The sequence below is a fragment of the Citrobacter sp. FDAARGOS_156 genome (assembly GCF_001559235.2).
Lineage (GTDB): Bacteria > Pseudomonadota > Gammaproteobacteria > Enterobacterales > Enterobacteriaceae > Citrobacter > Citrobacter youngae.
Genome location: NZ_CP014030.2, coordinates 2,520,952 through 2,543,002 on the forward strand (window position 1 = coordinate 2,520,952; position 22,051 = coordinate 2,543,002).

Consider the following 22,051-nt stretch of genomic DNA (forward strand, 5'->3'; position numbering starts at 1 on the left):
TACTAGTCTCAGTTTTTGTTAAAAAATTGTGTAGGATATGGTGACTCGCTTTTAATACCCTGAGTAATTCTGGTTGCAGAAAGCCATATCTTCTACAACCCGATCTGCGGCAGGGAAGCAGGGCAATGGAACATCTGCCCAGAGAATAACCAGACCGAGCAGTAAGTGAGAGCACAATGTCAAACAAACCCTTTCATTATCAGCATCCTTTTCCCCTCAAAAAGGATGATACCGAATACTATCTGCTGACCAGCGACCATGTTTCCGTTGCCGAATTTGAAGGGCAGGAGATTGTCAAAGTTGCGCCTGAGGCTTTAACTTTGCTGGCTCGCCAGGCATTTCATGACGCATCGTTTATGCTGCGTCCTGCTCATCAGCAGCAGGTTGCAGACATTCTGCGTGATCCGGATGCCAGCGAAAACGATAAATATGTCGCCCTGCAATTCCTGCGTAACTCTGATATCGCGGCAAAGGGCATTCTGCCGACATGTCAGGACACCGGCACGGCGATTATCGTGGGTAAAAAAGGACAGCGTGTCTGGACTGGCGGCGGTGACGAAGCGGCGCTGGCGCGTGGGGTTTATAACACCTACATCGAAGATAACCTGCGCTATTCACAAAACGCCGCGCTGGATATGTACAAAGAGGTGAACACCGGTACCAATCTGCCAGCACAGATTGACTTGTATACCGTCGACGGCGATGAATATAAATTCCTGTGTATTGCCAAAGGCGGCGGTTCGGCGAACAAAACCTATCTGTACCAGGAAACCAAAGCGCTGCTCACGCCAGGCAAATTAAAAAATTACCTGGTGGAGAAGATGCGTACGCTGGGAACAGCAGCTTGCCCGCCGTACCACATCGCGTTTGTGATCGGTGGAACATCCGCAGAAGCCACGCTGAAAACGGTGAAACTGGCGTCGGCGAAATACTATGATGAGCTGCCGACCGAAGGTAATGAACATGGCCAGGCATTCCGTGATGTGGTGCTGGAAAAAGAGCTGCTGATTGAGGCACAGAATTTAGGGTTGGGCGCGCAGTTTGGCGGAAAGTACTTTGCTCATGATATCCGTGTAATCCGCCTGCCGCGTCACGGCGCGTCGTGTCCGGTCGGTATGGGGGTCTCTTGCTCTGCTGACCGTAATATCAAAGCCAAAATCAACCGTGAAGGGATCTGGATTGAGAAGCTCGAACACAATCCTGGCAAATATATCCCGGAAGAACTGCGTCAGGCAGGCGAAGGCGAAGCCGTGCGTGTCGACCTGAACCGTCCGATGAAGGATATCCTGGCACAGTTGTCGCAATATCCGGTTTCTACCCGCTTGTCGCTGAATGGTACGATCATCGTTGGACGTGACATAGCGCATGCGAAACTGAAAGAACGTCTGGATAACGGCGAAAGTTTGCCGCAGTATGTTAAAGATCACCCAATCTATTACGCCGGACCGGCAAAAACGCCGGAAGGTTATGCATCTGGCTCGCTTGGTCCAACCACTGCCGGACGTATGGACTCGTATGTTGACCAGCTTCAGGCCGCGGGCGGGAGTATGATCATGCTGGCAAAAGGAAACCGCAGTCAGCAGGTTACTGACGCTTGCCATAAACATGGCGGTTTCTACTTAGGCAGCATTGGTGGGCCAGCGGCCGTGCTGGCTCAGGGCAGTATCAAGAGTCTGGAGTGCGTGGAATATCCCGAACTGGGGATGGAAGCCATCTGGAAAATTGAAGTGGAAGATTTCCCGGCGTTTATCCTGGTGGATGACAAAGGGAACGATTTCTTCCAGCAAATTCAGACGTCGCAGTGCGCACGCTGCGTTAAGTAACGTCAGCCGCCCTACGGGGCGGTTTTTTTTACCGCACGAACCACCAAACGACAGTTTTTTCCTCGTTAATACTCATAAGACCAATGCAAGTGGGCAATGTCGAAACATAACCTAATCAATCGTTAATATAAGGAGCAGGTAATGGTAACGGTACGCCGCGAGAATGATTCAATGGGTGCGATCGATGTTCCGGCCGATAAACTCTGGGGCGCGCAAACGCAACGATCGCTGGAGCATTTTCGCATTTCAACAGAGAAAATGCCGGTCTCGCTGATCCACGCGTTGGCGCTGACTAAACGGGCCGCTGCGAAGGTTAACCAGGATTTGGGGTTGCTGGCTGCGGAGAAAGCCTCCGCCATCATGCAGGCTGCAGACGAGGTGCTGGCAGACAAACATCGTGATGAGTTTCCGCTGGCTATCTGGCAGACCGGCTCCGGCACGCAAAGCAATATGAATATGAATGAGGTGCTGGCAAACCGGGCCAGCGAATTGTTGGGCGGCGTGCGGGGGATGGAGCGAAAAATACATCCGAACGATGACGTCAACAAAAGCCAAAGTTCAAATGATGTTTTTCCCACGGCAATGCATGTCGCCGCGCTGTTGGCTTTGCGTGAGCATCTGATCCCTCAACTGAATGTGTTGACCACCACGTTACGTGAAAAATCGCATGCCTTCGCCGACATTGTCAAAATCGGCAGAACCCATTTACAGGATGCGACGCCCCTGACGCTGGGTCAGGAAATCTCAGGCTGGGTGGCCATGCTGGAACATAACCTGAAGCATATTGAACATAGTCTGCCACACGTTGCTGAACTGGCGTTGGGCGGTACGGCGGTAGGGACCGGGCTGAACACCCACCCGGAATATGCCGAGCGGGTTGCGGATGAACTGGCTGTGTTGACCTCTGCACCTTTTGTCACCGCGCCGAATAAATTCGAAGCGCTCGCCACCTGCGATGCCCTGGTTCATGCCCACGGCGCGCTCAAAGGCCTGGCTGCATCGCTGATGAAAATCGCCAATGATGTACGCTGGCTGGCATCCGGTCCGCGCTGCGGCATTGGCGAAATTTCTATTCCTGAAAATGAGCCGGGCAGTTCCATCATGCCGGGTAAGGTTAACCCGACACAATGTGAAGCCCTGACTATGCTGTGCTGTCAGGTTATGGGTAACGATGTTGCCGTTAATATCGGCGGGGCGTCAGGGAATTTTGAACTGAACGTCTATCGCCCGATGGTTATCCACAACTTCCTGCAATCGGTTCGCCTGTTGGCTGATGGTATGGAAAGCTTCAACGAACACTGTGCGACAGGGATCGAGCCAAATCGTGAACGCATTGATCAGCTGCTCAACGAATCACTGATGCTGGTAACCGCGCTAAACACCCATATCGGTTACGATAAAGCGGCTGAGATTGCTAAAAAGGCGCATAAAGAAGGACTGACCTTAAAAGCGTCAGCCCTGGCGCTGGGATATTTAACCGAGGTCGAATTCGACAGCTGGGTCCGCCCGGAACTGATGGTCGGTAGCATGCGACCGGGTCGTTAATCCGCTACATACAGGTGCAGCCGTGGGATAATCAGTCTTAACGGTTGCGCCTGAGGTTTAAAACGGTGCTGAACATTGTCAGCATCGTAGTTCAGTAATCCTCCGATATCCGGCACCGTCATGCCGTTTTCGTTATTTACTAGCGCAATTAATGGCGTCGGGCAGGCATATTGCACCTGTTTTTGCTGCCCTTTGTACCAGACTCGGGCGATGGGTTGTACTTTGACCGGGCGTTTGATCTTCAATTTTGCCTGCTGTGGCAGGGCAGCGATGTCCTGGTATTCACGCTCAAGCCTGGCCTGCCACTCTTCGCGTGTCCACGGATGCACGCTGCGTGGTGATGTCAGGCTCTTTTCCAGTTGTTGCAGTACCTCATCACGTGTCAGGTTCTTAATAATATGCTTGTTGGCCCAGCCAAATCGCAGGGTAGCCGGATTTCTGACGACCGTTAGCGTCCGATAGGCGTTCAACGTAATCAGCCCCGGTAGGTGGCGGTGCACCCATTCAAAACGCGCCGCCGATGGCAGACCAGAATCTACGGTGACAATACGCTCAAAGGTGGTTTTAAGCTGATTAATACGTTGTATTTGCTCTTCCAGCACGACTTGTGTGCCGGTATTCACCTGATAGCAGAGTACCCCCGGCAGGCGGACAGCCGCTTTGCTGCTGCGATTCTCGGACTGCTGTTGAATAAACAGGTGGCGAAAGTGGCGTAGTGCCAGGGTTTCCGCCTCTTTACCCAAGTGCTGTTTAACGTCGATGGTTTCCAGTGGCGCGTGTTCTGCCTCTTTCACCACTTCCGGCAACGAGAACACGCGAGCAATCAGCAGCGTCTGCTGTTGCAATTGCCCAGTGAGGTGTGCCAGTTCTTGTTCCATCTGGCGAAAGGTTCCGTTTAAGCGTTCGACAAGATCATAGCGAGACATAGGCTTACCATTTTAGTTACAACATACTTTTTTATAGCACAAGACACTCAACCTGACCACCGAGCTGTGTAGGTCAGGCAGCTGAAAATTCAGGTATGTTATGCCAGACAGGCCAACTGAAGGAGAAGCGGGCACCACCGAGTTCACTTTCACCACAGACCACAGTACCGCCCATAGCCAGAGCAATGGAGTGGACGATGGCGAGGCCAAGTCCGCAGCCACCTGTCGCCCGGTCACGGCTGGGGTCCAGACGAACGAACGGTTCAAAAATTTGCTCGCGCGCAGCTGGCGCGATGCCGGGTCCATCATCTTCGACGATAAGCGTTGCCTGACTCCCATTGAGTTGCAGGCTGGCTTGCACAGTAGACTGGCAGTAACGCAGAGCGTTGTTTAACAAATTATCCAGCACACGCTCCATCAAACGCATATCCAGTGCGCCGTAGTCTCCGATTTGAAGATGGCGCAGGCGTACCGCACGATCGGGATTGACGCTTTGTACATCTTCCAGATGTGTTGTTAGCCACATAGGCAGGTCCGGGACACTGAGTTTTAGCTCATTTTGCGGCCGATCCAGACGAGCATAGGTGAGCAATTCTTCAATTAACGCTTCCAGTTGACCAATATCGCGGTTTAGCGCCTGCGATTCCTGCTCGGTGAGGTTATCGCTCATTTCCAGGCGGTAACGCAATCGCACCAGCGGTGTGCGAAGCTCATGGGCAATGCCGTCAATCAGCTGTTTTTTACTGGCAATCAGGGCATTGATATTGTCTGCCATTTGGTTAAACGCCACGCCCAGGCGCTCAAAGCTTGATCCGCTGTCAAAGTGCAACCGCTCATTAAGATGCCCTTCACCAAAACGCTGCGCAGCGGCCTCCAGTCTGAGCATCTCTTGCCAGTGTGGGCGCATCCAGATCAGCACAGGGAAGGCTAATGAAATAGCAATGAAGGCCATCAGCGCGACGTCCAGCAAGCGCATCTGGTGCAGGAAATAGAGATAAGGTACCGGGCCGACGGCTAGTACATAGTGGCTTCGCGGAATTCGTTGAATAAAGGTGTACTGATCGTCGAGCGCAACGATATCGCCTTCCCGTAAGCGCTGCATGGTGGGAGCATCCAGATGGTATTTATTCAACGGTTCTACGCGAAGATCAAAAGACAGATTTAAATCCATCTCTTTCAGGGTTTTCCCCCAGTCACGCGGCGGGATTTCGCGTAATTCGCTGCGCATCAGATACAACGAGCTTTTCATCAAGTCGTCGAGCGACTGTCTACCCGCACGTTCCGCGGTGAATTTGTACACCAGGCCAACCAGCAGGGTCATCACCAGAAAACAGACAAACAATAAGAGATAAAACTGCACAAACAGCTTTTTCATGAAAAATCACTCAATGTTCAATATGTTAGCTATTGCGCGTTTCCCTCTGGGGGCACCAGGGGGACACAGTTGTATCCGCTGATGCGCTGGTTCAGAAAGGCTATTTGATCACCATCAAGCGCGTTTATCCAGGCAGAGTACACTGTATAAACCATTTCTGCATTCTCATGACCCATCTGATTTGCAATAAACGCAGGGTTGGCTCCAGCGGAGAGCATCCAGCATACATAAGTATGCCGGGTTTGCTATGGGCGACGGCGGCGCACGCCAGAACGCCTTATGGTTGTGTTCCAGAGTGAGCTTATCGAATTAGCAGTGAATCGCCACAGGTTTAACAGATACCTCGGAGTCATCCTGCGAGATAGCGGGCAACAATGTGGGATTAACCGGGTCTGGCGGCTGATGAAGCGTGCCGGGATAAAGGCTCAGGTCGGGTAGCGCAGCCCACGAGCGCGTAAAGGTGAAGTCAGTATCGTGACACCCGACAGGCTCCAGCGACAGTTCAACCCGGAAGCTCCGGATGAACGTTGGGTAACGGACATAACCTACATCCGAACCCACGAAGGCTGGCTGTATCTGGCTGTCGTTGTTGACCTGTTCTCGTGCAAAGTTATCGGCTGGTCAATGCAACCCCGGATGACAAAAGATATTGTTCTGAATGCGCTTTGATGGCCGTGTGGTGACGTAATCCCCAAAAACAGGTACTGGCTCATTCTGACCAAGGTAGTCATGGTTACGGATGCGGTGCTGCTTACGGGGCTGTATAGGGGTATATTCATTGCCACTAATGTTTTTTTACGACGAAAAGATATGATTGATTTGGCGTATTATGTGAATGCTATTAAAAGCGGAAAGGAAGTAATTTGTATTCAAGAATCTTGTGAATGCGATGATTTGGCTGAGGTTGAGACTATAACCATGGAATGGAGACATGATAGTGGTGTGGTAATCCGCTGTACTAATGAACTTGAAGCTACACAACATCCCAATGATGTTTGCCCTGAATGTTGGATTTGTTGGGAAGTGATAGATGCGGCAGGGCAGGAAATCAGGCCAATGAAGAAGAATTTTTATAATGTTTGTCAGGAGTCATTCTGGTTGAGTATGAATTGACAGTCTGTACTACATTTCACTTTTTGCAACACTGCAAGCAATCGCTCCTTTTTATGAGATGACGCTCGCGGCCAAAGCAGGTTAGTGAGAAATAAAAATGAGCACAGAAGCGGCTATCAAAATCTTCGATCCCCGGATAGCTAAGCTGGAACCACGCGGCGGTAAGTCGTCCATCCACTGGGATGATAGGTGGACGATCGAAGTGGCGATATTTAGTACAGGCATCTCGCAGTAATAGCTATTGTGAAGCTCATCTGCGGATAGGTTTGATAGTGGAAATGAGTTATCAATGATTTTGACAAAACATCCAGAGGATAAGAATTATCATCTTCGGTAACTGGTTGGATAAAATATTATAATCTTTCTCGGTTAGATAGTGCTTCAACAGGTGATGATTTATAGTTTTATTTAACATGAAATTAACTTTGCATGACGTGTATAATATTTTGATGTGAATAAATTGACCGATATTGCCATTATGAAATTCGCTTAGGTGGGGCGGTTAGTAAAAAACCCGCACCCATAGCTAAAATTACCTAAAAGATAATTGAGTAGAATGTGTTTGCGGTGAATCCCCCTAAGCGGTGGGGCATAAACAGCAAAGTGTAATTAATTTTACATGGTCCAAAATTGGTGCGAGTCACGGAGGCTGTCCAAAGACTCACCGGGAGGCACCCGGCACCATACTCAATTAGCCCCGACTCCCCTGCCGGGGCTTTTTCATACCTGTTTTCTGCAAATTCCATAATTAGCCGTCAACCAGTGAAGAATACTGCTATAGCATTTGCTTACATGACTCTCAATTGCTCTGCATTAACCGCCCATACTGAAAATACTTGGCACACCGAATCCACATCGGCGAACGATAAAGCGTTAAGCGTGTTTCTATTGCTGCCAGCATAAGCGAGACCGCAAGCCCCAGTGCCTGTATTAATGCTGATAGTAGTACGAGTGAACAGCAGAGTGCGACAATCTACGAAATGATTAAAAGGCCGGGGGATGGACATCATCATCCCCGGTAACCGGTTGGCAAGCTGTTGTTGTTTTCTCCAGATTAGAGAGTGGACTGATAGCTGTGATTACACAACATGATTTAACATGAAATTAACTCATCATTAGTATATCTAATATTTTTATTATGAATATATTGGTAGTCAAAAAATGGAATGCGGCCTGTAAAATAGTGGTTATTGCCCTGCATAGACGTTGAGCAATGATTATTTGGTGATGTTATGCCGAAAATGGACTGGAAAAAGCTGGAGCAGGAATTCCAGCGTGCGCAGGTATATTAAAACGCGCAAGAGTGCGCAGAAAAAGAAACCAGAAGCCAGTTGTAGTGGCACAGTAAATTTGGCCACCTGATTAAAAGTGATATTCTCACCACTACCTAAAACAGGTGGCTTAATGAACAAGAAAACTAAGCGTACTTTCACCCCTGAGTTCAGGTTGGCATGTGCACAGCTGATTGTTGATAAGGGCTACTCAATCGACAAGCCAGTGAAGCAATGAATGTCGGTTCTACCACGCTTGAAAGTTGGGTTCGTTAGCTCAGGCGAGAGCGTCAGGAGGAACAGAATACGATATTAAAAAAGGCTACCGCACTCTTGATGTCCGACTCACTGAACGGTTCACGATAGCCGCCAGACTGAGTGACAGCCACACGGTTGTAAGCCTTTGTTCCGCACTGGAAATACACCGTAGCAGTTACCGGTACTGGCGAGAAGGCGAAAACGACGCGATACTGTCAATCCGGCGCGAGTGAGGCTGTACAGCGAAGTACGCCGGCGTGGAACCGGACAGGGGCGCGCACTCTGGCTGAAATGCTGACCCAGAATGGCATTCCGATATTACACTGTATCCACTATTTCTGCATTGCCATCCTCCGCTCGGCGCTTTGGCATGTATGACGTATAATGCGGCTTTGATGCATTCTGATCTATTCCACACAACTAATAAAATGAACCTCAATCGTTTCTGTTACTTGCTACTGATTTTGGCTGCGTCAGGCAGTATATTCACCCCACATCCCTTGGTCATGTGGTGCCTGCTTGTTAATGTTTTGACGCTGGTGATTTACGGCGCAGATAAAATGGCGGCGCGTAAGGCCTGGCGCAGAGTGCCAGAATCCACTTTGCTGGTGTTTGGCGTTGTGGGCGGGTGGCCTGGCGCGATTGCGGGCCAACAACTTTTTCGTCATAAAACACAAAAACAGCCATTCAAAACCTATTTCATAATCAGTATTTTATTGAGTGTTTCAGCGATGGCAGCTGTTTATTGGCTTTTAGCATTTTCATCTTCCTGAGTATCAATCACGAGTATCAAAAACAGCGGAGACAGGATGATATGAAGATCTATATTATCGACCAGAATGGCGATTTAGCCTTACAAAATGGTCGCAGTATTGTTGTTGAGTTTGCTGATGGCAAATCGCTTGAACTGGCTGGTAGCCCACAACCGTTACCGGAGGGAATCCCTGACGGGATCCATATTTGGGGCGGCAGAATTCCGTATCAAACGTCAGAAGAAGTGAAGACCTCGCAACTGGATTTCAAACCGGTAGCGGCCAATGGCATGATTGTTTCACCGCTCCCGATCAAAGAATCTGATTCCTGTGTAACAGAGATGTTTATTGCAGATGATGACGGTTCCCTGCAACCGCTAAAAGGGAGCAGGGTGGTTATTGCGCTTGAAAATGGCAAAACCCTGGAGTTCATGGAACATTATGCCAACAATGGGCTGCTGGTTTGGGGAGGACGCGAGCCCGATTCGCAACTTCCTTTTGAAGAAGTTAAGCAAAGAACCGAGAGTCTTGGAGTGTATCTACTGGCAGGCAACGTTGTTCATGTATTTCCCTATAAAGTGGAGTAACAATATGCTTTTCGCCTCAAGGCTCAATCAAATAAGAGGTCGCATTGGATAAATCTGTAGTCAATGGCTGGCTCAGCCGATGGGGACTCACCCCTGATGGCGAACAGATTGCAACGCACACATCGCAGCTTTTGCCCGTTACCGTTATTAAAAATGGACAAAAAGCGATACTCAAACTCACCACCGATGATAGTGAACGGAATGGCGGCGAGCTGATGGTTTGGTGGAGCGGGAATGGCGCAGCGAGAGTGCTTGCTCATGCTGATGGCGCGATTCTGTTAGAACGAGCGACAGGGTCAAGTTCTTTAGCTGACATGTCCCGCTCTGGCAAAGATGCGCAGGTTTGTCGCATTATTTGCCATACTGCCAGCCGTCTCCATCTCCCGCAAAATACGTATACACCCGCGCTAACGCCGCTACATCATTGGTTTGGCGATCTTGCCCCAGCGGCGAAAATCTATGGTGGAGTTATGACGCGCTGTGCAGAGATCGCAAACGAATTGTTCTCATCTCCTCAGAATGAGGTCGTATTGCATGGTGACTTACACCACGGCAATGTCCTCGATTTTGGCCCGGCAGGCTGGCTGGCAATTGATCCCAAGGGACTACTGGGTGAGCGAGGGTTTGATTACGCCAATATATTCACGAATCCTGACCTTGCCGATCCCTGTGTTGCTATCGCGACAGACCCAAACATTTTTAAGCAACGCGTGCAACTTGTCTCTGAGATAGCCGGGATTGAACGACAGCGACTGCTGATGTGGATAGTCGCATGGTGTGGTTTATCTTCTGCATGGTTTCTGGAGGATGGGGAAAATGCGGCGATAACCTTGCGTGTTGCGGAGTTAGCGATTGTTGAACTGGACGAAGAGAGCAGGCAACTTTGATCTAAGACACTGGGCTGGTAATTCTTAAACGTTATCATTAGGCTGATAAACGTTTTATTAATCTATCAGTGAACGGCGGTGATGTTGTGTTGTTTATTACAAAACGAGTGGGCCGGAAATAATGACTTCGTTGTATTCATTAATAAAAAAACGGCCAAACCTCATATTGCTGGTGGTTTTTCTCATCGGAGCAAACATAGTCGCCTGGCTTTGGGCATTAACCGCGTTTAGTCATAATACGTCACTTCTGGCGCTGAGCCTGATCGCGTGGTGTTATGGTTTGCGTCATGCAGTCGATGCCGATCATATTGCTGCCATAGATAGTGCGACGCGAAAGCTCATGCAGCAAAAGAAACGCGCACTGACGACGGGGGCATGGTTTTCTCTGGGACACTCCACCATCGTTGTGCTGGCAAGCATTGGTATTGCTCTGACCACCAGCGTATTTAAGCAACATATGGTATGGTTTCAGAATATTGGTGGAATTATCGGAACCACCGTTTCTGCCGCATTTCTGCTGATTCTGGCTACCATCAACCTCATCATTTTCTGTCAGGTCTGGAAGGCGTTCCGCCATCTGAAACGTACCGGTATTTATGATCTCTCCACGGAAGATGTCACGGTTTCAGGTCCGCTGAATTGGCTATTCCGCTCAGCCTTCAGGTTGGTTGGGAAAGACTGGCACATGTATTTTGTTGGTTTCTTATTTGGCCTGGGCTTTGACACCGCGACTGAAATCTCGTTATTGGGCATATCGGCTTCAAGCGCCTCCAACGGGATGTCTGTCTGGTCCATTTTAGTCTTCCCGGCGCTGTTTACCTGCGGTATGGCGCTGATTGACTGCCTCGACAGTATTCTGATGGTTGAGGCCTACGGTTGGGCATTCAATAAGCCGCAGCGTAAGCTGTATTACAATATGACCATTACCGGAACCTCAGTGATTGTGGCGCTGTTTATCGGTGGACTGGAGGGGTTGGGCCTGCTGTCTGATGCTTTTTCGTTACAGGGCGGGCTGTGGGACACGGTCAGTAACTTAAGTGACCACATGGGCAACGTCGGGTTTGTCATTATTGGCGTTTTTATTGCCTGTTGGATTATTTCCGCGTTGAACTACCGCTGGAAAAAATATGACGGTCTGACGTTCAGTTGAGGTAGAAAATCGGTATGCAACTCAACGTGACGCTGTCACGTTGAGTTGCATTCACGCGATAGGTTATGCGCCTCATCCGGTGGGTTATTTCTGAGATTCGTCGTCCCAGGCGTGCGGCGCGAACAAATAACCTTTGTTGCGTACCGTTTTGATTCGATAGGGTTCAGTCGCGTTATCGAGCAGTTTTTTACGTAACCGGGAAATTGCGACATCGACACTGCGGTCCATACCGTCGTAACTTACGCCGCGCAGATTCTTCAGCAACGCATCACGGTCCATAATCTGCCCGGCATGGGTTGCCAGTTCCCAAAGTAACTCAAAATCCGCCGTAGAGAGGGCGACCAGCTCACCGCCGAGCAGCACAGACCTATTCGTTGGGTCAATGGTCAGTGCGCCAAAACGCAGAGTGGTGTGCGGGGTGATGGTGGCAGCCTGAATCCCTTTAGCCTGGGCTGAATGTTCGTTTTGGCGTAAATGCAGGCGCAGGCGAGCCAGCAGTACTGCCGGTGGTGTGGTTTTCAGGATATAGTCGCAGGCACCCATTTCGAGAGCCAGAATATGGTTCATGTCACTGTCCAGCGAAGTCAGCAGGACAATTGGACCTTGCCAGCGCCCACGCAAATCACGGCAAATAGTCATACCGTCCTTACCTGGAAGCATAATATCTAACAACACCAGATCGGGTTGCACTTGCAGAATTTTCTCTTCGGCCAAATCACCACGAGGTTCAACGATAACCTCAATATCATGCCGGGCCAGATAGGCCGCAATCAGCGAACCTACTTCGGGATCATCTTCAACAAATACGATGGTGTTCATATCATTCATTTTGAATATAAAACGCCAACATACACCGCCATCGTTTTTCCTTCCATTAATCTTTTCTAAACGAGAACGCTTCCGTTATGCTAGAGGCTGATGTTATTGATGTGTTAAGGCAAAACGATGGGGCTCGTAGTAAAAGCGGCGCTGGGTGCGCTGGTGGTGGTGTTGATTGGCTTGCTGGCTAAAACAAAGAATTACTATATTGCCGGATTAATTCCGTTGTTCCCAACCTTTGCGTTGATTGCCCACTATATTGTGGCCAGTGAACGTGGGATCGAGGCGCTGCGTACAACGATTGTATTCAGCATGTGGTCGATTATTCCCTATTTTGTCTACCTCATTTCACTGTGGTACTTCACCGGTTTTATGCGTTTACCCGTCGCGCTCATTGGCTCGGTAGTCTGCTGGAGCCTGAGCGCGTGGTTGCTGATCTTTTGTTGGATAAAACTGCACTAGCGCAGGTGGCGACCACCGTCAACGGCAAAGCTGCGGCCGGTGACAAAGCAGCTGGTAAACAGGTAGTCTATTAAATCAATGACTTCTTTTTCACCGGGTGCGGTTTTCATCAACGATTTATTCAGCGCCTGCTGACGATATTCTGCATCGTCACCCTCGTTAAACAGGATTAGCGAGGGGGCGATTGCGTTAACTTTCACTTCCGGGGCCAGTTTGCGGGCAAATGAGCGGGTCATATTATCCAGAGCAGCTTTACTGGCAGCATAGGCAATATGCTTGTCGCTGCCACGCTCTACGACGTAATCAGTAAAATGGATAATATCGCTGGCCGCATGCCCATGTCCGCGCAGCAGGCCTTCCAGCGCGTGATTAAGCAGGTAAGGGGTATTCACGTGGATCTGCATCATGCTGGACAGCACCTCAGAAAGCGGCAGCCCCGGTTTTTCGGCAAGCCAGGCGCTGGCATTATGCACAATAGCGCGTAAACCTTCGGTACGGGCTTTCACTTCCCTGGCAAAATCGAGGACGCCTTCGTCGGTCGCGAAGTCAGCCTGAATACATTGTGCCCCCGCCTCTTGCAGGCCATCAATCGCCGGGTAGTGTGTCCGGTAACTGACGATCACCGGCTGCTTTTGATTCAGAAAATGCCACGCGATGGCGAGACCGATACGACGGCCCCCTCCGGTGATAAGTATTGGCAAAGCGGGCTTTTTACCCATCGAGATCTCCATGAGTCGCAAACGATGGGTCAACTATTTAACCCATCAGCATCCAGGTCGCTGGAACAGCTGCTACAAGAAGCAGGCCGATCAAAGCCATTTCCTGGCGTTTTAATACGTTGTCATGCGCGTGAGTTTTGCGGGCATAAAGGAAAACCAGCAACCCCGGAGCATACAGCACCACGGACAACAGCAGGTGCATTGGACCTGACGCGTACAGTAACCATAAGCCATAAATGCATGCACCGACACCAACAGCCTGATGAATTGGGCGGGTCGCTATTTTCAGCAAAAATGCGCCGACGAGGAAATAGGGCACCAGAATCATCTCAGAGGCAATAGTCAGCAGCGTATTGTAGTCAGAACCTGTGAGCCAGATCAGCACCAGACAGACCTGTACACAGATGTTAGTCAGCCACAGTGATGCAGATGGCGCACCTTGCGCATTCTGACGGGCAAAAATACGCGGGAATGCTTTGTGCGTGGATGCCAGAAATGGGACTTCCGCCGCCATAATCGTCCAGCTCAAATAGGCGCCGCAGACAGAGATAATCAAACCCGCGGCGATAATGATTTCGCCCCATGGCCCCATCATTTTAACCATCAGACCAGCCATTGATGGGTTGCGGATCTCAGCCAGTTCCGGGCGTGCGACCACGCCAAGAGAAAGCAGGGTCACCAACAGGTAGACGCCAAGCGCGGCAAGTACTGCCAGCAGTGTCGCGCGCCCAACGTCGCGTTTGTTCCTCGCCCGTGCGGACACCACGACAGCGCCTTCCACGCCGATAAACACCCACAGAGTGATAAGCATGGTGTTTTTAACTTGCTCCCAGACAGGAACACCCAGTTTCACACCGGTAAAGTCCAGGCTAAAGGTGTCGAGCTTAAATAACATAAATGCCAGAACGATAAACAGGCCAAGCGGCAGTAGCTTCGCCAGCGTCGCCACCAGATTAATGCTGGCGGCTGTCTGTACACCACGTAACACCAGAAAATGCACGACCCACAGCAGTACCGATGCGCCAACAATAGACTGCCAGGTATTCCCGTCGCCAAACAGACGCAACGCAGGTGTATCGGTAAAGAAGCTAAGTGCGGAAAAGACGATAACCAGATAGGAAACGTTAGCGATAACGGCGCACAGCCAATACCCCCAAGCGGAACAGAAACCGATCAGTTCTCCGAAGCCTTCACGCGCGTAGGTAAAGATACCGCCGTCCAGTTCCGGGCGGATACGCGTCAGGATAAGCATGGCAAACGCGAGCAGCAGGATCCCCGCGCCCGTAATCGCCCAACCAATCAATAACGCTGCCGGGCTGGCTACTGCAGCCATATTTTGTGGCAGGCTGAAAACACCGGCGCCAAGCATTGAGCTTAGAACCAGCGCTGTCAGTGCGCTCAGACCCAATTTCTTTTCCATTTGTATCCAGTTACAAAAACGAGAGTGAGAGAATAATTATTTTGGCAAATCGCATAAAAATGGTGAAAGCGACTCAAGGCGCGGGATTTTACGGAGAGAAGACAGCGCATGCAATGGGGATAGGCAGATTTGTGACTAAAAATGCTAAAGGCGGCATAAAGCCGCCTTTTATTGTTACAACTGTCTGTTACTTATACAGGTCGGCGCTGATGGTCATGTTGTTACCACGTTCCGACCACTGGCGGGTAATGTGGTAGTACTTGGCACCTTTTTTCGCTGCACGTTTAGCAACCTGGTAAGAGACTTCGGTCATGTTGCCATAGTTACCGGTGAACTTGATGCTGTCGAACGGCACCATCATCGCGGCGGTAGCTTTGTTCAACTCCTCAACTTTAGTACCGTCAGGCAGGGTGACAGTGTAACGTCCGCCTTTAGTTGACTGAGTTTCGAAGAAACGACCCACTTCGGCACTCGGAGACGCGGTTGTTGCCACGCCTGGGATTTCAACTTTCTTCGCGGCTTCGCCACCGGCTGCTAACGCGGCACGTCCGGCATCAGAATCGGCAGGGATCGCATCAGGGCTTTGAACAACACGTTTTTTCGCATCTTCTTTGTAGATGAATGCGGTAATACGTTGGTTACCCCCCTGGTTGGCATCAACCTGGCGTACGATATAAAAAGAGTAAGCCCCTTTTTCTTTCGCCACTTTGGTGATGGCATCATTTACTTCAGGCTGGCTGCGGTAGAAACCCTGAACCGTAACGGTATCGAAAGGTTCAATCAGAACAGCCTGGTCTTTCGGTAATTCCATAACGCCGTTGATGACGCGATTTTTGGTGACTTCTGCTTTTTCAGCGTCGGCTTTATAGATATCGGCGACGACGCGCCAGTTACCGCCACTGCCAAAATCTGAGGTATCAACAACATAAAAGGAGGCTGCACCGTCTTTATCTGCACGACGGGATACGGCGTCTACCGCATCACCGATAGCATTAAAACGACCGGTAACCACAATGCGGTCATAGGGTTTCAGGGCAGCTGCTTGCTCCGGCGTCAATTCTGTCGCTGCATTTACAGAAAAAGCAGTTGCAGAAAGAAGAGCGGACGCCAGGAGAGTGTTCTTAAGCTTCATAAAAATAATCCTTCGCCTTGCGCAAACCAGGTACTGGTATTGTTATTGACTAGAAACGTGGCTGATTATTGCATTTAAATTGTGTCAGTGTCTGCGTGATTTTTCACTCATCGTGCCACCCATGCTAACAACATCGATAACATTTAGTGATATGTCTAAAAATTCGGCGTTTGGCGGCTAAAACTGATAAAGCAGTTGAATTTCATAAGTTAATTTAATGTTAATCAATTGTTCTACGGTGGCGCTTAATCATGTTTTGCCGCTTCGCTTGAGCGAATTATCGGCCTTTGCGGGCTATTTAAAGGGCATTATCCCTGCTTGCGAATGAATTCATTCCTGTTTTGCAAATTTCATAATAAATACTGTTTTTTGGCGCTAGATCACAGGCGTCATTTTCAGTAGCTTATACAGAGTTTGTTACTGTTTTATTTTATTGGGGTAACACTGAGCTCTCTCGGGAGTGTGCGCATGCCTCTTGCGAACATTGATAAACCATCATCAAAAATACAGATGGAAGGGAACATTATGCGAATTGGCATACCAAAAGAACGGTTAACCAATGAAACCCGTGTTGCAGCCACACCGAAAACGGTTGAGCAGCTGCTGAAGCTGGGTTTTAGCGTCGCGGTTGAAAGCGGCGCAGGTCAACTGGCTAGTTTTGACGATAAGGCGTTTGTGCAAGCAGGCGCAGAAATTGTTGACGGGAATGCTGTCTGGCAGTCAGAGATTATCCTGAAGGTCAATGCGCCAGAAGCGTTTGAGATTCCGTTGCTTAATTCGGGTACCACGCTGGTGAGTTTTCTCTGGCCTGCGCAGAACCCTGAGCTACTGCAAAAGCTCGCTGAGCGAAATGTGACGGTCATGGCGATGGATTCCGTGCCGCGTATTTCGCGTGCGCAGTCACTGGATGCCTTAAGCTCGATGGCCAACATTGCCGGGTATCGTGCAATTGTTGAAGCGGCACATGAGTTCGGACGGTTCTTTACCGGGCAAATTACTGCGGCGGGTAAAGTTCCACCTGCCAAGGTGATGGTGATCGGTGCTGGCGTGGCGGGATTGGCCGCTATCGGTGCAGCAAACAGCCTCGGGGCGATTGTTCGCGCCTTTGACACGCGCCCGGAAGTAAAAGAACAAGTTCAGAGTATGGGCGCTGAGTTCCTCGAACTGGACTTTAAAGAAGAAGCGGGCAGCGGCGATGGCTACGCCAAAGTGATGTCCGAAGCGTTTATTAAAGCGGAGATGGAGCTGTTCGCCGCTCAGGCAAAAGACGTCGACATCATCGTTACCACCGCACTGATCCCGGGGAAACCAGCGCCGAAACTGATCACGCGTGAGATGGTTGATTCGATGAAGCCCGGCAGCGTGATTGTCGATCTCGCCGCGCAAAACGGGGGTAACTGCGAGTATACCGTTGCCAATCAGGTGACCACCACCGAGAACGGCGTCAAGGTTATCGGCTATACCGATTTGCCGGGACGTTTGCCGACTCAGTCTTCACAATTGTATGGCACCAACCTTGTAAACCTGCTGAAACTGTTGTGCAAAGAGAAAGACGGCAACATCACCGTTGATTTTGACGATGTGGTGGTGCGCGGCGTGACAGTGGTTCGCGATGGTGAAATTACGTGGCCTGCACCACCCATCCAGGTTTCTGCTCAGCCACAAGCGGCGCCTAAAGCTGCACCTGCACCACAGGAAGAGAAAAAACCTGCATCCCCATGGCGCAAATATGCGCTGATGGCGCTGGTGGTGATTTTGTTTGGCTGGCTAGCCGACGTCGCGCCAAAAGAGTTCCTCGGACACTTTACGGTGTTCGCACTTTCCTGCGTGGTGGGTTACTACGTGGTGTGGAATGTCTCGCATGCGTTGCATACCCCGCTGATGTCCGTGACTAACGCTATCTCCGGGATCATCGTCGTGGGGGCATTATTACAAATTGGCCAGGGCGGCTGGGTGAGTTTCCTGAGTTTTATCGCGGTGCTTATTGCCAGCATTAATATTTTCGGTGGCTTCACCGTGACTCAGCGCATGCTGAAAATGTTCCGGAAAAACTAAGGGGTAACATATGTCTGGAGGATTAGTTACAGCTGCATACATTGTTGCCGCAATCCTGTTTATTTTCAGCCTGGCGGGACTTTCCAAACACGAAACGTCTCAACAGGGTAACAACTACGGCATCGCCGGGATGGCGATTGCGCTGATTGCCACGATTTTTGGCCCGGATACCGGCAACGTCGCCTGGATTCTGGTTGCAATGATCATTGGTGGTGCAATTGGTATTCGTCTGGCGAAAAGAGTCGAGATGACCGAGATGCCGGAGCTGGTGGCGATTCTGCACAGCTTCGTCGGTCTGGCCGCCGTACTGGTTGGTTTCAACAGCTACCTGTATCACGATACCGGTCTGGAACCGATCCTGGTGAACATTCACCTGACTGAAGTGTTCCTCGGCATCTTTATCGGTGCAGTAACCTTCACCGGTTCTATCGTGGCGTTTGGTAAACTGCGCGGCAAGATCTCATCTAAGCCGCTGATGCTGCCGAATCGCCATAAGTTGAACCTGGCGGCACTGGTGGTTTCTTTCCTGCTGCTGGTGGTGTTTGTTCGTACCGAGAGCGTGGGCCTGCAGGTTCTGGCGCTGCTGGTGATGACCATTATCGCACTGGCGTTTGGTTGGCACCTGGTAGCATCCATCGGTGGGGCCGATATGCCAGTCGTCGTCTCTATGCTGAACTCCTATTCAGGATGGGCGGCAGCAGCGGCAGGCTTTATGCTGAGCAACGATCTGCTGATCGTTACGGGTGCGCTGGTCGGTTCCTCGGGTGCGATCCTGTCTTACATTATGTGTAAGGCAATGAACCGTTCTTTCATCAGCGTTATTGCGGGTGGGTTTGGCACCGATGGGTCCTCAACCGGTGATACCGAAGAAGCAGGTGAACATCGCGAGATTAATGCCGAAGATACCGCTGAAATGCTGAAAAACTCTCATTCTGTGATTATCACCCCGGGCTACGGTATGGCGGTGGCGCAGGCGCAGTATCCGGTGGCGGAAATCACTGAGAAACTGCGCGCCCGTGGTATCAAAGTCCGCTTTGGTATTCACCCGGTAGCAGGGCGCTTGCCTGGTCACATGAACGTGCTGTTGGCGGAAGCAAAAGTGCCGTATGACATCGTGTTGGAAATGGATGAAATCAACGATGATTTCGCCGATACCGATACCGTGCTGGTTATTGGCGCGAACGATACGGTGAACCCGGCAGCGCAGGATGATCCGCGCAGCCCGATAGCCGGAATGCCGGTGCTGGAAGTGTGGAAAGCGCAGAATGTTATCGTGTTCAAACGCTCAATGAACACCGGTTATGCAGGCGTGCAGAACCCGCTGTTCTTTAAAGAAAACACCCATATGCTGTTTGGTGATGCCAAAGCCAGCGTGGATGCGATTCTGAAAGCGTTGTAATGCGTGCTTAAAAGTAAGACGGCCTCTGCGGAGGCCGTTTTTTTATTAAACATCCAGTTTACGCTGGGTTATCCATTCCACGCGCGCCGGATCGCGATGCGAGAAAAATGCGCTGATCCCGGCGTCCATGGCGGCGATTTGCGTCATTTCCTCAGTCGTTAAGGTAAAATCCAGTATCTGAATATTCTCTGTCATACGCGCTTTACGCACGGTTTTCGCCAGAGAAATAATTCCGCGCTGATAAATCCAACGCAGTACTACCTGACCGATGCTTTTCCCGTATTTTTTACCAATCGCGGCCAGTGTCGGATTTTGAAACAGGTCATTGCGCCCCTCGGCGAACGGTGCCCAGGCTTGTGGTTGAATATTGCGGCTCTGCATCCAGGCTACGGCATGCGGTTGCTGGTGGAAGGGATTCACTTCTATCTGATTCACTGCCGGGATGATGCGGTTGAAGGCCATCAAATCTGCCAGACGGTCCGGGTGAAAATTGCTGACGCCAATTGCGCGAATTTTCCCTTCCTCGTAGAGTTCCTCCATCGCACGCCAGGCACCGTGTACGTCGCCATAGGGCTGGTGGATTAAATACAGGTCAAGGTAGTCAAGTTGAAGGCGCTGCAACGAACGCGCAAACTGAGCTTTCGCGCCAGCGTAGCTGGTATCCTGTAACCACAGCTTGGTTGTGATGAAAAGTTCATCGCGGGGTACGCCGCTTTGTTTCAGCGCATTGCCGACCTGAGTTTCATTCAGATAGGAGGCGGCGGTATCGATCAGGCGATATCCTGTTTCGATGGCATCCCGCACGGCTTGCTCACACTCGTTCGCTTCGGTCATTTGGTATACACCAAAACCGAGCAGAGGCATCTCAACACCGTTATTTAAGACCGTTGTATTCATGGAACGCTCCTGAACATCATTTTTTGCATTGCCAGCAGATTAGCAAGAATCTGTTCACACCATTAGTCCGTTAAATCAGCATAGACCTATGAGCTAAATTCATTTTTAGCCGGCTAAAATGCGAAGGTTGTCGCATGTGTTAGCGGGGAGAGGGCGTTACTCATGATTGGCGTTCATAAACTTATGCTTCTTCGGCTATCTAATCACTGTCATTCACCCCGTATATACTGCCACCTGACTTTTCCTAAGATAACAGGACGCTATGCGTACACGTGAACAGTGCTTGCCGGCTGCTACTGCAAGCCAGACCGGTCTCTCTTTTATTCTAATCCTCAGCGGCCTGATGGCCTTTACTTCACTTTCAACCGATATCTACCTCCCGGCGATGCCGACCATGGCGGGGGATTTAAACGGCAATGTGGAGCTTACTGTTACCGGTTTTTTGGTGGGGTTTGCTATTGCGCAGCTGATCTGGGGACCGATCAGCGATCATCTGGGTAGACGTACACCGTTGTTCATCGGCATGGTGCTGTTTATCATCGGTTCTGCGGGGTGTGCGCTGTCCACGGATATCACGCAAATTGTTTTCTGGCGGGTCTTTCAGGCGCTGGGGGCCTGTACCGGACCGATGCTGGCGCGTGCCATGATTCGTGATCTCTTTGCTCGTACTCGTGCGGCGCAAATGTTGTCAACCCTGGTACTGGTTATGGCGATTGCCCCCATCGCAGGGCCATTGATTGGCGGGCAAATTATTCGACTGAGCACCTGGCACTCTATTTTTTGGTTACTGGTGGCCATTGGCGTGCTGATGTTTATCTCGTTGCTGTGGTTACCGGAAACACTCCCTGAAGAAAGACGCGTAAAAGCCTCACTGGCAGGCGCATTCCATCATTACCGCGCGCTATTAACCAATGGTCGATTTATGCGCTACACCCTGAGTCTGACCTTTTATTACGTGGGTGCGTATGCGTTTATTACCGGTTCGCCATTTGTTTACATTCGCTATTACCATGTCGATCCGCAGCATTATGGCTGGTTATTTGCGTTAAATATTGTCGGCGTTATGGCGATGAGTGTGGTCAACCGCCGGCTGGTGCAACGGCACGCGTTAGAACAGTTGCTTAAGTACGCGACAATGTTGGCGGCACTGGCTGCTGTTGCATTGGCACTGCTGGTTAAGCTGGAAATAGGGGGGGGTTATTGCCATTATCATCACTGTGTTTCTGCTATTTTCGATGAATGGGATCATTGCAGCAACGTCGACGGCCGCCGCGCTGGATGCGGCCCCCAATATCGCCGGGTCAGCTTCGGCGCTGATTGGTTCATTACAGTATGGCAGTGGCATCATCTCATCGTTACTGCTGGCGAGATTGAGTGACGGCACCCCCTGGACCATGGCCTGGATTATTGCGCTATTCACACTGATGAGCGCCGCACTGGTGTTCCGAGACAAACAGTAGT

General features: G+C 50.5%; 17 protein-coding genes and 3 pseudogenes. 13 read left to right on the forward strand and 7 right to left on the reverse strand.

Annotated features, from left to right (window positions below; all coding sequences use genetic code 11):
* The first annotated feature begins 176 nt into the window (after positions 1-176).
* Positions 177-1,823, forward strand: a complete 1,647-nt coding sequence (fumB, locus tag AL515_RS12280) for a class I fumarate hydratase (RefSeq protein ID WP_048211738.1) — start codon at positions 177-179, stop codon at positions 1,821-1,823.
* Positions 1,824-1,964: 141 nt separating this feature from the next.
* Complete coding sequence (gene fumC / locus AL515_RS12285) at positions 1,965-3,368, forward strand: class II fumarate hydratase (protein WP_048211737.1); 1,404 nt, start codon at positions 1,965-1,967, stop codon at positions 3,366-3,368.
* Here fumC and tus read toward each other — a convergent pair.
* Both tus and rstB read right to left on the reverse strand, forming a co-directional pair.
* Positions 3,365-4,294, reverse strand: a complete 930-nt coding sequence (tus, locus tag AL515_RS12290; RefSeq protein WP_061067862.1) for a DNA replication terminus site-binding protein — start codon at positions 4,292-4,294, stop codon at positions 3,365-3,367. The two genes, fumC and tus, sit on opposite strands and share 4 nt — an antisense overlap.
* A 73-nt stretch (positions 4,295-4,367) precedes the next feature.
* Entirely contained in the window at positions 4,368-5,669 is a 1,302-nt protein-coding gene (rstB, locus tag AL515_RS12295) for a two-component system sensor histidine kinase RstB (protein ID WP_048211735.1), read from the reverse strand.
* A 354-nt stretch (positions 5,670-6,023) separates the two neighbouring features.
* Between rstB and AL515_RS12305 the strand changes: the two are divergent.
* The 7 genes and pseudogenes from AL515_RS12305 to AL515_RS12340 form a co-directional block, all read left to right on the forward strand.
* A pseudogene (locus tag AL515_RS12305) lies at positions 6,024-6,349 on the forward strand (DDE-type integrase/transposase/recombinase); the annotation flags it as partial.
* A gap of 49 nt (positions 6,350-6,398) precedes the next feature.
* Positions 6,399-6,782: a hypothetical protein gene (locus AL515_RS12310; RefSeq protein WP_225807907.1), complete on the forward strand. Its 384-nt coding sequence runs from the start codon at positions 6,399-6,401 to the stop codon at positions 6,780-6,782.
* Between the two features lie 1,368 nt (positions 6,783-8,150).
* Positions 8,151-8,629 (forward strand): annotated as a pseudogene (locus tag AL515_RS12320) (transposase); the annotation flags it as partial.
* A gap of 110 nt (positions 8,630-8,739) precedes the next feature.
* On the forward strand, positions 8,740-9,084 hold the full coding sequence (locus tag AL515_RS12325; protein WP_061068825.1) for a DUF1294 domain-containing protein: 345 nt from the start codon (positions 8,740-8,742) through the stop codon (positions 9,082-9,084).
* Positions 9,085-9,125: 41 nt separating this feature from the next.
* A complete protein-coding gene (locus AL515_RS23815; RefSeq protein ID WP_048211733.1) occupies positions 9,126-9,650 on the forward strand; it encodes a hypothetical protein in 525 nt (174 codons plus the stop codon).
* Positions 9,651-9,694: 44 nt separating this feature from the next.
* Positions 9,695-10,537, forward strand: a complete 843-nt coding sequence (locus AL515_RS12335; protein WP_061067864.1) for an aminoglycoside phosphotransferase family protein — start codon at positions 9,695-9,697, stop codon at positions 10,535-10,537.
* A 121-nt stretch (positions 10,538-10,658) separates the two neighbouring features.
* Complete coding sequence (locus AL515_RS12340) at positions 10,659-11,687, forward strand: HoxN/HupN/NixA family nickel/cobalt transporter (protein ID WP_061067865.1); 1,029 nt, start codon at positions 10,659-10,661, stop codon at positions 11,685-11,687.
* An 84-nt stretch (positions 11,688-11,771) separates the two neighbouring features.
* Here the strand turns inward: AL515_RS12340 and rstA are convergent, their stop codons facing one another.
* On the reverse strand, positions 11,772-12,506 hold the full coding sequence (rstA, locus tag AL515_RS12345; protein WP_162926026.1) for a two-component system response regulator RstA: 735 nt from the start codon (positions 12,504-12,506) through the stop codon (positions 11,772-11,774).
* A gap of 126 nt (positions 12,507-12,632) precedes the next feature.
* On the opposite strand from rstA, the gene AL515_RS12350 reads away from it, so the two are divergent.
* The gene (locus tag AL515_RS12350) at positions 12,633-12,968 is read left to right on the forward strand and encodes a GlpM family protein (protein ID WP_005121178.1); all 336 of its coding nucleotides are present in this window, start codon (positions 12,633-12,635) and stop codon (positions 12,966-12,968) included.
* Here AL515_RS12350 and folM read toward each other — a convergent pair.
* From folM to ydgH, 3 genes are all read right to left on the reverse strand, one after another.
* Entirely contained in the window at positions 12,965-13,687 is a 723-nt protein-coding gene (folM, locus tag AL515_RS12355) for a dihydromonapterin reductase (protein ID WP_061067866.1), read from the reverse strand. The genes AL515_RS12350 and folM overlap by 4 nt on opposite strands.
* Positions 13,688-13,724: 37 nt before the next feature.
* Positions 13,725-15,107: an amino acid permease gene (locus AL515_RS12360; RefSeq protein WP_061067867.1), complete on the reverse strand. Its 1,383-nt coding sequence runs from the start codon at positions 15,105-15,107 to the stop codon at positions 13,725-13,727.
* 187 nt (positions 15,108-15,294) lie between these two features.
* Positions 15,295-16,239, reverse strand: a complete 945-nt coding sequence (gene ydgH, locus AL515_RS12370; RefSeq protein WP_005121175.1) for a DUF1471 family protein YdgH — start codon at positions 16,237-16,239, stop codon at positions 15,295-15,297.
* A gap of 525 nt (positions 16,240-16,764) precedes the next feature.
* Between ydgH and pntA the strand changes: the two genes are divergently transcribed.
* Together pntA and pntB are read left to right on the forward strand one after the other, a co-directional pair.
* Positions 16,765-18,294: a Re/Si-specific NAD(P)(+) transhydrogenase subunit alpha gene (gene pntA, locus AL515_RS12375; RefSeq protein ID WP_048212589.1), complete on the forward strand. Its 1,530-nt coding sequence runs from the start codon at positions 16,765-16,767 to the stop codon at positions 18,292-18,294.
* Between the two features lie 10 nt (positions 18,295-18,304).
* Positions 18,305-19,693, forward strand: coding sequence for a Re/Si-specific NAD(P)(+) transhydrogenase subunit beta (gene pntB / locus AL515_RS12380; protein WP_005121173.1), 1,389 nt, complete (start codon positions 18,305-18,307; stop codon positions 19,691-19,693).
* 45 nt (positions 19,694-19,738) lie between these two features.
* On the opposite strand, the gene AL515_RS12385 is transcribed toward pntB, so the two are convergent.
* Positions 19,739-20,590, reverse strand: coding sequence for an aldo/keto reductase (locus tag AL515_RS12385; RefSeq protein WP_048211726.1), 852 nt, complete (start codon positions 20,588-20,590; stop codon positions 19,739-19,741).
* 262 nt (positions 20,591-20,852) lie between these two features.
* Here AL515_RS12385 and AL515_RS12390 point away from each other — a divergent pair.
* A pseudogene (locus tag AL515_RS12390) lies at positions 20,853-22,050 on the forward strand (multidrug effflux MFS transporter).
* Position 22,051: the final 1 nt, after the last annotated feature.

Bases quoted from the DNA above. Each gene is read 5' to 3' on its own strand.
- fumB (WP_048211738.1), top strand. From the start codon at position 177: ATGTCAAACAAACCCTTTCATTATCAGCATCCTTTTCCCCTCAAAAAG.
- fumC (WP_048211737.1), top strand. From the start codon at position 1,965: ATGGTAACGGTACGCCGCGAGAATGATTCAATGGGTGCGATCGATGTT.
- tus (WP_061067862.1), bottom strand. From the start codon at position 4,294: ATGTCTCGCTATGATCTTGTCGAACGCTTAAACGGAACCTTTCGCCAG.
- rstB (WP_048211735.1), bottom strand. From the start codon at position 5,669: ATGAAAAAGCTGTTTGTGCAGTTTTATCTCTTATTGTTTGTCTGTTTT.
- AL515_RS12310 (WP_225807907.1), top strand. From the start codon at position 6,399: ATGGTTACGGATGCGGTGCTGCTTACGGGGCTGTATAGGGGTATATTC.
- AL515_RS12325 (WP_061068825.1), top strand. From the start codon at position 8,740: ATGAACCTCAATCGTTTCTGTTACTTGCTACTGATTTTGGCTGCGTCA.
- AL515_RS23815 (WP_048211733.1), top strand. From the start codon at position 9,126: ATGAAGATCTATATTATCGACCAGAATGGCGATTTAGCCTTACAAAAT.
- AL515_RS12340 (WP_061067865.1), top strand. From the start codon at position 10,659: ATGACTTCGTTGTATTCATTAATAAAAAAACGGCCAAACCTCATATTG.
- rstA (WP_162926026.1), bottom strand. From the start codon at position 12,506: ATGAACACCATCGTATTTGTTGAAGATGATCCCGAAGTAGGTTCGCTG.
- AL515_RS12350 (WP_005121178.1), top strand. From the start codon at position 12,633: ATGGGGCTCGTAGTAAAAGCGGCGCTGGGTGCGCTGGTGGTGGTGTTG.
- folM (WP_061067866.1), bottom strand. From the start codon at position 13,687: ATGGGTAAAAAGCCCGCTTTGCCAATACTTATCACCGGAGGGGGCCGT.
- AL515_RS12360 (WP_061067867.1), bottom strand. From the start codon at position 15,107: ATGGAAAAGAAATTGGGTCTGAGCGCACTGACAGCGCTGGTTCTAAGC.
- ydgH (WP_005121175.1), bottom strand. From the start codon at position 16,239: ATGAAGCTTAAGAACACTCTCCTGGCGTCCGCTCTTCTTTCTGCAACT.
- pntA (WP_048212589.1), top strand. From the start codon at position 16,765: ATGCGAATTGGCATACCAAAAGAACGGTTAACCAATGAAACCCGTGTT.
- pntB (WP_005121173.1), top strand. From the start codon at position 18,305: ATGTCTGGAGGATTAGTTACAGCTGCATACATTGTTGCCGCAATCCTG.
- AL515_RS12385 (WP_048211726.1), bottom strand. From the start codon at position 20,590: ATGAATACAACGGTCTTAAATAACGGTGTTGAGATGCCTCTGCTCGGT.